The sequence below is a fragment of the Arcobacter sp. F155 genome, from assembly GCF_004116455.1.
In the GTDB taxonomy this organism is placed as follows: domain Bacteria; phylum Campylobacterota; class Campylobacteria; order Campylobacterales; family Arcobacteraceae; genus Halarcobacter.
This window is the reverse complement of the sequence record NZ_PDJU01000018.1, coordinates 1-10,980: the sequence shown is the minus strand read 5'-3', so window position 1 is coordinate 10,980 and position 10,980 is coordinate 1. Positions and strand designations below refer to the sequence as shown.

The following is a 10,980-nucleotide window of genomic DNA, read 5'->3' as shown; positions in this document are numbered from 1 at the left end:
TACTCATATTGCTGGTGGTTTTAGCGAAGTGGTAATACCCAGCTCCATTCCGAACCTGGAAGTCAAGCACTTCTGCGCTGATAATACTGCAGGGCCCCCTTGTGGAAACGTAGGTCGCTGCCAGCTCTTGAGTATTGTTTCTCAAAAAGATTTTATCTTTTTAAGGCACAGTTTTTTTATAGAAGCTTCATTCTATTCAACATTATGGTTGAACTGAGTGAAGCTTTTTTTTAGCCTACATTTTTCGGGCTTCGTTTCTTATCTTCAAATTCCTATTCTCTCATATTAAATTTTTATTTATTAAAAAGTTTCATTCTAGTTTTATTTTTTTATTCCCCTTTATTTTTTACTTTAAATGTAATACAAAAGTATTAAATAGTGATAGAATTAAGTATAAATAAAAAGGAGTCTGTCATGTATGAAGGAATTAGAATTCAAAATGGTACTCAAACTGTTGAATTAAATAGTTTGCCTAAGTCTGAAAATGGTGAACTAATATTAACAGGGATTGAAACGCTGAAAGTTTATCTTTCAAATGGAGCTTCTTATTTAGACGCAAACCTTGAAATTCTTGAAAATAATGACGATGTAAAAATCGCTTTTATTGATAGCAATGGAGATGAAGTTGTTATTATTTTACGAGGATTAAATGTAATGCTATTGACTAATAGTGAGGAAATACCTCTTTTAGAAGTGATTGATGGAAATAATTCTTTAATTTCATTAAGAACAATTGAAGATTTAGATGCAGCTGCAGCAGGTGCAACAGCATCATCAGATGTGGCGACAGCAGATGAACTTGAAGGAGATAATTTAGATTTATCAACTACCTTTGATGGTCCTTCTAATCCTGAAGGTTTTGGTGGTTTAGGTGAGCCAATTGTTGTAGAGCCAGCGGCAGCTGAAATTATTACTTTTTCAGGAGATATATCAGCCACAATTACTGAAGATACAGGGCAAAGTCAAGATGGAGTATTCTCTGGTACTATATCAAATAGTGCAGGACTTGCATTTGTTCCTAATACTTTAACTACTTCTTATGGTATTTTTACTATCAATAGTACTGGTAACTGGACTTATGACTTAGATGAGACATTAACAAATGTTCAAGGATTATTAGATAGTGAATCAATTATTGATAATATTGTTGTTAGCTTAGTTGATGGTACTACTTCATTTACTATTGGTGTAACAATAGCTGGACTTAATGATAAACCAGAGATAGAGAATATATTTATTGGTGCTTATAATGATGAAATCAATGAAGGAGATTTATCTTTTGAAACATCATCTAAAATTGATTTTGAGGGAGTTGATGATACAAGTTCAGAAGCTAATAATCAATATACAGGTGTTATAAATATCTCAGATGCAGATATTAGTAATACTCATAATTTGTCTATTATTTCAGGAAGTGAAAATATTGTAGATTACAATAATTCTGGAGTAACACTTGATGATATTTCTATTTCTTTAGTATTTAATGAGACAACAAATGAATGGGAATACAATATAGAAGGAGATTTTTCAAAACTAGCAGTGGGAGAATCTTTAACTTTATCTTTTGATTATCAAGCTGATGATTTAAGAGGTTTTAGTGGTGACCTTGAGAATGATGATACTAGTAATGAAAACTCTTTAAGTGATATAAAAACAATAACACTTTCTGTTTTAGGAACAAATGATAAACCTGTTATAACTGATATCACTAGTTCTCCTCAAATTGATGAAACAAATACAGCTTTAACTACTAATGGATTAATTAGTGTAAGTGATGTTGATACAACAGACGAAGTTACAATGCATGTTGATTCTGTAACAATTTCTGGTACTTCTAATACTAAGCCTACAAATGCTGAAGCATTATCAATGTTTAGTTTTAGTTCAAATCAAATTTTAGATAATACTCAAACATCAAATAGTGTTAATTGGGAGTTTAATTCGGGAAGTGAGAATTTCGATTACTTATCTGAAGGTGAAACAATTGTTTTAGAGTATGTTGTAAGTGCAGTAGATAATAATCTCATATCTTCAACAAACTCTATAAATGAGTCATCAACTAGTGAAACAAAAACAGTAACAGTGACAATCACAGGAACAAATGATGTCGTAGAGTTAGCATCAACAGTAGTAGCTGGAGATGTAGTAGAAGATGCAAGTGATCCAGTATTAAGTGATAGTGGAGATATCGCATTTACAGATGTAGATTTAAGTGATGGACATACAGTAAGTGTAGGGAATGCATCAGTAGGAGCATTAGGAGTATTAACAGCAAGTATCACAGAAGGGAATGATGGTGATGGAGCAGGAGTAGTAAGCTGGGAATACACAGTATCAAATGCAGCTGTACAATACTTAAGTGCCGGAGAGACAAAAGAAGAGAGCTTTGATATTACAATAGATGATGGAAATGGCTCAACAGATACAAAAACAGTAACAGTGACAATCACAGGAACAAATGATGTCGTAGAGTTAGCATCAACAGTAGTAGCTGGAGATGTAGTAGAAGATGCAAGTGATCCAGTATTAAGTGATAGTGGAGATATCGCATTTACAGATGTAGATTTAAGTGATGGACATACAGTAAGTGTAGGGAATGCATCAGTAGGAGCATTAGGAGTATTAACAGCAAGTATCACAGAAGGGAATGATGGTGATGGAGCAGGAGTAGTAAGCTGGGAATACACAGTATCAAATGCAGCTGTACAATACTTAAGTGCCGGAGAGACAAAAGAAGAGAGCTTTGATATTACAATAGATGATGGAAATGGCTCAACAGATACAAAAACAGTAACAGTGACAATCACAGGAACAAATGATGCTCCAATTATTACAGGTGGTCCTGACACTGCAGATTTATTAGAGACAGATTTAGGATTAACTGCAGATGGAGAACTTACTGTATCAGATGTAGATATTTTAGATTTAGTTTCGGCTTCTGTTGATTCTGTTTCAATAGGAGGTACAGCTACATCTAAACCAACTAATCAAGATGTAATAGGGATGTTATCTCTTTCTCCTCTTGCAATTTTAGATAATACAGAAACAACGGATACTTTATCTTGGAGTTTTGATTCTGGAAATGAAGCCTTTGATTATCTAGAAGAGGGTGAGACTTTAATCCTTGAATATACTGTTAAAGCAGTAGATGATCATGGAGCTTTTGATACAGAGACAGTAACTATTACAATTACTGGTACAAGTGATAATGAAGCACCAGAGTTACAAGCTGATACTTTTGATATAATTGAAGACTCAGCTGTTGGTGCATATGTAGGTACAGTTGTCGCAACAGATGTAGATGGAGATTCTCTTACATTCACATTATTAAACAACACAGATAAATTTGCTATTGATAATAATGGTAATATAACTTACATAGGTAACGAATCAAATAAATTAGATTATGAAACTACTACTGAATATACTTTAGATATACAAGTTTCTGATGGTGAGTTAACAGATGTTCAAAGCTATACTGTTAACATTCTTGATTTAGATGAAGAAGTTACTGGTGGTGGAACTGAAATTTTAAGTGGAGAAGGTTTTACTGGAACTGAAACAAATGACAATTCTAATCATATTCATACTACTTCAACAGAAATAACTGGTGTTGTGATTGAAAATACAGAATCATTTGATTTTACTTTTGGATATACAGATAATGGTGGTGCTGTTCATACAGCAAATGTTTATGATTCAAGTGGAACACTTGTAGTATCAGAAAGTTTTGTTGCTGAAAAAGGTGTAGGTACTGTCACTTTTTCATATACAAACAATACAGGCTCTGATTTAACTTTAACAAAATTAGAGCTAGTAAGTACGAATAGTGGATTTAATTTTGATTCTTATAGTATCAAATATTCACTTACTTCTGATCAAGTCTTAACATTAGCCGAAGTTGATACTGATGGTGATCACATTGATTTTGTTAGATTATTAGATGATGCTTCAAATGATTTAACTTCTAATGCAGTTCCTAATTCTTTAGATTTAATCAATATGAATAGTGGAGATCACATACTTTCAAATATTAATGTAGAAGATATTCTTGCTATTACAGATGAAGATAATACATTAAAAATAGTTGGAGATAATGGTGATAGTATAAATTTAGATTTAGGAAATCAAACTGACTATGATAATGGAACTCCTATAAATGAAAAGTGGTATGTAGACTCAACTCAAAGTACAGCGAGTGAAACAGCTTATGTTTCAACAAATGGTTCAGATGTCGTAACTTTATTAATTGAAAATGATGTAAATGTTATATAACTGAACAATAAAAAAGCCTGACCTTTTTGGTTAGGCTTTTTTTATATTTATTATTGTTATAATATTAAAAAATTAAGGATTAGGTATGGAAGATATTAATATTGCAGAAATTCTTAAAAATGCAATAGAACAAAATGATACTAGTCTTTATAAAACAGAGCATATTTTATCTGGAATAGATACTGCTCAGGCATTAATTTTAGCTGACAATAATAAAACTTTAAAAATCTATACACAAGATAATGATATCCTAAACTTAGATTTAGCAAAGAGTAATTCTTCTTTAGAAAAAGGGGAGTGGAAACAAGTATCCTCAAATAATGATGAAAACTTTGCAACATATATATCTACAATAGACAGTGAACTTAAAATATTAGTAGATGAAACTAAGGTTGAATCTTTAGTCTAGTTGGTACCCAATACCAAACTTATTTTTTATGGAGTCTTTACCTATTTTATTTCTTAGTCGAGAAACTAAGGATTTAAATGCAGAACAAGTAATATCTTCATCTGCCCATAAATGTTGAAATATCTCTTCTGTTGTAAGTGTCTTTTCTTTATTACCTAATAATAATTCAAGTAAGCGGTATTCATTTTTTGTAAGTTTTATCTCTTTTGAATCATCTTTTTTAATTGTTTTACTTTTATAACTATAAATATATCCATTACTAAGTTTAATAGATATATCTCCCCCATTTAATATATATTTAGCTGTTTCATTTAATGTGAAAATAAACTCTTCAGCTTTAATTGGTTTTTTAATGAAATCTACTATTTGAAGTCTAATCATCTCATAAAGGTATTTTTTCTTACTTTTTTTAGATGAAATAATAATTGGAATTTTATTATTGATTTTTTTAATTATTTTACAGAATTCAATTCCATTCATTTGAGGAAGTTCAATATCACAGATAATAACATCTGGTCTTAATGAAACAAATCTTTTAAGGGCTCTTTCTGCACTATTTATTATAATAATATCTTTAAAGAAAAGATTCAAAATATCAATCTCTTTTTTGTCTATATTATCTTCTTTGCTTACGACAACAATTTTCAAGTTTTTTAAAATATCTTTCAAGTTGTAATTCATAATCGCTCATTTATAATAAATTATGTCACTTAAAAATTATACTTTAAGTTATCTTAAAGGAAAGTGTGTTACATTGATTGTAATAAAAAAGTTTACAAAACTTAAAGGTTTAGGAGAGATATTTGTAATTTAAAGGATAAGTCATGAAAAATTTAGCAATAAAACTTAGCATTCCTCTTGTAATGCTATTAGGCTCAGCAAGCTTGAATGCTGTAACACTAAAAGAAACCGTTGAGACTACTATGTCTACAAACCCTAAAGTCCTTTCTGTAATACAGAATAACAAAGCTTTTAAGTACTATTTAGACGAAGCCAAAGGTGGTTGGTATCCTAAATTAGACTTAACAACATATATTCAAACAAAAAAAACAAAAATCAATCCCGATGATGGAGACAAAACTTCAAATATCTCAGGTGGTCCGAATATTCAACTAGATTTTGAGCAACTACTTTATGATGGTGGTTTAACTACTTCAGAAATGGATGAAGCAAGGTTCCGTGATAAATCCAATACTTATGCAAATGAGAATATTGTAGATAACGTAATCTTTGATAGTATTAGTGCTTATTTAAATATGGTGAAATATCAAAATACTTTAGATGTGACAAATGATAGTTTGCTCATTTATGAAGAGTATTTAAAAACTGCAAAAGATACTGCTGAAATTAGTGGAGAAGTTTTACAAAAATCACAAGTAAATGCAAAAATTCACTTTACAAAAAGTAAATGGCATGAGCAAACAAATAATTATAAAATTGCTTCAAGCTCTTATGAGAGATTTGTAGGTGTTAAACCAGAAGGTGATGTTTGTCGACCTTATATTGATTATTCCCTAGTTCCTAAAACTTTAAAAGAGTATGTTGACCAAGTTATTGTAAAGAATAATTTGATTTTAGAACAAGTTGTAAATATTAAGGAACAAAGAGCTGTAGTAAGTCAAAGAGATGCATCTTTTTATCCTACAATAAAATTTAAAGCACAAGGGCTTTATGATAGAGATAATATTGAAGATAAAGAACGAACTCAATTATATACAGCGAGAATCGAATTAAAATATAATCTATATAATGGAAATATAGATAAAGCTAAACAACAAAGAGAAAGACTATTTTTAGAACAAATTCAAAAAGAGTTAGATGTTGTAACAAAACAAGTAATTGATGAAGCAACAGCTGCATATACTACTTTTAATTCAGTTCAAAAACAAATAGATGAGTTAAAACTATATATAAAAGATAATGAACAAGTTCTAGCGATATTTAAAGATCAATTCGAAGGAGGAACAAGAACTTTTATTGATGTATTAAATATTGAAAGAGATTTAAATAGTGCAAAAGAGAGTTTAGTAGCAGCGCAGTTTGATTTAGACTTAGCATATTTTAGTATGTTTAATAGTATGTCTCAATTAAAAGAGTCTGTTTTATATGCAAACAATAATACATGTGAAAGAAAAGTAGAGAAAAAAGAGGTTAAAGCTTTAGATACATCTGTTGATGAAGAGTTAGTTTCTTTATTAGATGAAGGTGCTACTACAAAAGCAGTATCATCAAATGATGAGTATGTATTATTTTTAGCATCATTTAAAAATGAACAAACTGCTAAAAGTCAATTAGCAATGGCAAGTTCTGAACTTGGTGATGAGTATAAAACTAAAATTATTAAGTCAAATGGATTTAATACAGTGATTGTTTATGATGTAAATAACAAAGATGAAATTGTAAAACTAAGAGATAGATTATCAAATAAATTTCCTGGTTTATATTTTAGAAAAACTGTATCAAAATAGATAGGATAAATTTTGGAAACTAAAGAAGAGAACTTAAATTATGACTTTGAACAACTATTTGAAAATAGAAAGGTAGACACTTTAGTAGAGTGCCTACTGTTTTTGTCAAAATATCATAAAAGAGCAGTATCAAGAGAATCTTTAGTTTCTGGCCTTGCAATTCATGGGTCATTGATGACCCCTAATTTATTTATTGAATCAGCAAAAAGAATAGGGCTTATTGTAAAATCAGCAATACGAGATTTTGATAGTATTTCTGAGTTAAGTCTTCCTGCCGTTGCTCTTTTAAATACAAATAAAGCTTGCATTATATTAAGTATAGATGAGCAAGAAAAAAAAGTAAGTCTAATTTACCCAGATGTTAGTTTAGGTGAAGTAAGAGTAGACATAGATAAGTTTAAAAGTGAATATACAAAAAACTTGCTAATCATCAAACCAGCATACAACTTTAAAAATAGAGTAGAAGAAGATATTCTAGTGGAAGAAAATAAAAAATGGTTTTGGAATACGATGAAGAAGAACCTAGGTATTTATTATCTAGTGATATTAGCAGCTATTCTTATAAACACTTTTGTACTTGCTATTCCTTTATTTACAATGAATGTCTATGACAGAGTACTTCCTAATAAAGCAGTAGATACCTTAATGGTTCTATTAGTTGGGATAGCGTTAGTTCTTGTTTTTGATTTTATATTAAAACTAATGCGTGCATATTTTATCGAACAAGCAGGAAAACGTGCAGATATAAGAATGTCAACAGCTATTTTTAATCAGCTACTAAATATAAAATTAAATGCTAAACCTGCTTCAACAGGAGTTTTTGTAAGTAGATTACAATCTTTTGAAAGTGTTAGAGAGTTCTTTACTACTGCTACAATTACAGCATTTGTAGATTTACCTTTTGTTGTTTTATTTATAACTATTATCTTTTATATAGGTGGTCCTTTAGGTTATGTATCTTTAGTTACTATGCTTGTTGCCATTATTTTTTCATGGATTATGCAAAAACCATTAAAGAAAACTATTCTAAATGCAGCAAAAGAGGATCAGATTAAACAAACTGTTTTAACTGAAGCAGTAACAGGTTTAGAGATTATAAAAAGTGTAAAAGCTCAAAATAGAATGCAAACCCACTGGAATAATTCAGTATCTCAAACATCTTATTATGGAAACAAATCACACTACTTATCTCAAGTAGTAAACTACTTTGTAGGATTTATTTCTCATCTATCAACTATAGGTATAGTTGCAGGAGGAGTTCTTTTAGCAAATGATGGAAGAATTACACTAGGGGCTATTATTGCAGCAATGATTTTAAACAGTAGAGTTATTGCTCCAGTTTCTCAAATAGTTGGAATGATAATTAGATTAGATAGAACAATGCTATCTTTAAATAATATAGATGAGATAATGAAAATGCCAGTTGAAAGAAACTCTTCTGGACACTATCTAAGTAGACCAACACTTGATGGAGACATAGTATTTAAAAATGTTAGTTTTTCCTATTATAAACAAAACTTTCAATTATTAAGAGATATTAATATACGAATAAAAAAAGGTGAGAAAGTAGGGATAATAGGAAAAATTGGTTCAGGAAAGTCAACGCTTATCAAACTTTTATTAAATCTGCACGAACCTTCAGAAGGTTCAATTTTAATTGACAGTACAGAAATTAGGCAAATAGACCCCGTAGATTTAAGAAGAAATATAGGATATGTTCCTCAAGAACCTTTTTTATTTATGGGAACAATAAAAGATAATATAAGTATTTCAGATCAGTTTGCAAGTGATGAACAAATACTAAGGGCTTCAAAAATTGCAGGTGTTCATGACTTTTTAGGTAAACATCAAGCGGGATATGACTTTATAGTTGGAGAAAGAGGTGATGGTTTAAGTGGAGGAGAAAGACAAGCTGTAACTTTAGCAAGAGCAATAGTTTCAAATCCCAATATTTTGATACTAGATGAACCAACTAATTCAATGGATGATTTAAGTGAAGAACACTTTAAAAGTAGATTAGCATCTATTATTGAAGATAAAACAGTAATAGTTGTAACACATAGACCTTCAATGTTATCTTTAGTAGATAGAATAATTGTTATAGATGATGGAAAAGTTATTGCAGATGGGCCAAAGTCTCAAATAATATCTGCCTTTGGAAATTCAAAAAAAATAGTAAAGAGAGTTTTAAAAGAAGATGAAAAATCAAGATGATGTAAATTTTATTAATACATTATATTCTCAACAGAATGCAAAAGTAGGAAAAAGAATGGTTCTACTATTCTTTTTAATTGTTGTATTCTTTATCTCTGCTATTACGTGGGCTTTCTTTGCTGAGGTAGATGAGCTAGCAAGGGGAAGTGGTAAGGTAATACCTTCAGAAAAAATACAAACTATCCAAAGTCTTGATGGAGGTATAATCTCTGATATTTTAGTTAGTGAAGGTGATACAATAAAAAGAGGGCAAGCTTTGATGAAAATAGATACCACTAGATTTCAAGCAAGCTTAGAAGAAAGTGAGAATATCTATAATCATCTTTTAGTAACAAAGATAAGATTATTAGCTGAATCAAAAATTGATATTAATAAAAAAATACCCAAACTTGATTTCCCTGAAGAGTTAAAAAAGAAAGTAAATGGCTTTGCTATAAATGATGAGGTTCTCTTTGAAAAAAGAGTATCTGAATTAAAAAGTACTATAAATATTTTAGATAATCAATATAAACAAAAAAAACAAGAGCTTGTAGAATCACGAAGTCAATTAAACCAACTAAGAAAAAGACTACTTTTAATAAAAGAAGAGATGAAGACAATTAAGAGACTAGTTGATAAAGGTTCAAAATCAAAAGTAGAATTATTAAAAATAAAAAAAGAGTATAACCAATTAGAAGGTGAATACTTAAGTGTAAAGTTATCAATACCAAGATTGAACTATGCAGTACAAGAGTTTTTAAATAGAAAAGAAGAGAAGATAAAAACTTTTAAAGCAGAAGTTTTTAATGAGCTTCAAAAATTAAATACTGAAATAAATAAATATGAGTCAAAACTTGTTTCTGCTCAAGATAAAATAGAAAAGACTGTTTTGATATCTCCTGTAAATGGAATAGTAAAACAAATATACATTAATACAATAGGAGGAGTAGTTAGATCAGGAGTAGACCTAATAGAAATAGTACCAAGTAGTAAAACACTATTGGTAGAAGTAAAAATAGACCCTAAAGATATTGCTTTTATAAATCCAAGTCAAGAAGCAATGGTTAAATTGACTGCATATGATTTTTCAATTTATGGTGGATTAGAAGGAAAAATAGTTGAGATTTCAGCAGATAGTATAAAAGATGAAGATTCTCAAGAAAATAAGACATATTATAAAGTAGTAATTAAAACAGATAAAAACTATTTAGAAAAAGATGGGGAAAAGTTACCTATTATTCCAGGGATGATTGCCTCTGTTGATATTAAGACAGGAAAGAAAACAATATTGGACTTTATTTTAAAACCTATATTAAAGACAAAACAAAATGCATTACATGAAAGATAATAGAAAAAAAAGACATAAAAACCCTAAAAACCCTAAAACTTTCAAAATTTAAGCTTCAATTAAGAAGAAACCCTTGACAAGAGGAGAAAAATCTATTATAATTCCCGTCCAATTTCAGAGGAACGACATCAAAAATGATTGAAAGAGTTGCGAAGGAATAGGAGATCTTTTAAAATTTAGAAGGTTTGTAAATAACTTTTATAAACCGAATATGAAATTACAACAAACAAGAATATATTGTAAATATATCCTTGTCTATTTTAATAACAAAGCTTATGCTTTTACAA

Annotated in this window: 6 protein-coding genes and 1 rRNA gene; 6 read left to right on the top strand and 1 reads right to left on the bottom strand. The window is 29.6% G+C overall.

Annotated elements, in window-relative coordinates; translation table 11 throughout:
* Positions 1-10 precede the first annotated feature (10 nt).
* The 3 genes from rrf (at position 11) to CRV03_RS13795 (ending at position 4,684) form a co-directional block, all read left to right on the top strand.
* Positions 11-126: ribosomal RNA gene (rrf, locus tag CRV03_RS13805) — 5S ribosomal RNA — on the top strand.
* A gap of 288 nt (positions 127-414) precedes the next feature.
* Positions 415-4,275, top strand: coding sequence for a VCBS domain-containing protein (locus CRV03_RS13800; protein WP_129085730.1), 3,861 nt, complete (start codon positions 415-417; stop codon positions 4,273-4,275).
* A gap of 85 nt (positions 4,276-4,360) precedes the next feature.
* Positions 4,361-4,684 carry a hypothetical protein gene (locus CRV03_RS13795; RefSeq protein ID WP_129085729.1) on the top strand — a complete coding sequence of 108 codons (324 nt, stop codon included), beginning with the start codon at positions 4,361-4,363 and terminating at the stop codon, positions 4,682-4,684.
* Here CRV03_RS13795 and CRV03_RS13790 read toward each other — a convergent pair.
* Complete coding sequence (locus CRV03_RS13790; protein WP_129085728.1) at positions 4,676-5,365, bottom strand: response regulator transcription factor; 690 nt, start codon at positions 5,363-5,365, stop codon at positions 4,676-4,678. The two genes, CRV03_RS13795 and CRV03_RS13790, sit on opposite strands and share 9 nt — an antisense overlap.
* A 143-nt stretch (positions 5,366-5,508) precedes the next feature.
* On the opposite strand from CRV03_RS13790, the gene CRV03_RS13785 reads away from it, so the two are divergent.
* From CRV03_RS13785 to CRV03_RS13775, 3 genes are read left to right on the top strand one after another with little or no spacing between them, the layout of a single operon-like run.
* Positions 5,509-7,152, top strand: coding sequence for a TolC family protein (locus CRV03_RS13785; protein ID WP_129085727.1), 1,644 nt, complete (start codon positions 5,509-5,511; stop codon positions 7,150-7,152).
* 12 nt (positions 7,153-7,164) lie between these two features.
* Positions 7,165-9,366: a type I secretion system permease/ATPase gene (locus tag CRV03_RS13780; RefSeq protein WP_129085726.1), complete on the top strand. Its 2,202-nt coding sequence runs from the start codon at positions 7,165-7,167 to the stop codon at positions 9,364-9,366.
* A complete protein-coding gene (locus tag CRV03_RS13775; protein ID WP_129085725.1) occupies positions 9,350-10,693 on the top strand; it encodes an HlyD family type I secretion periplasmic adaptor subunit in 1,344 nt (447 codons plus the stop codon). The genes CRV03_RS13780 and CRV03_RS13775 overlap by 17 nt, the downstream gene beginning before the upstream one ends.
* The last annotated feature ends 287 nt before the right edge of the window (positions 10,694-10,980 follow it).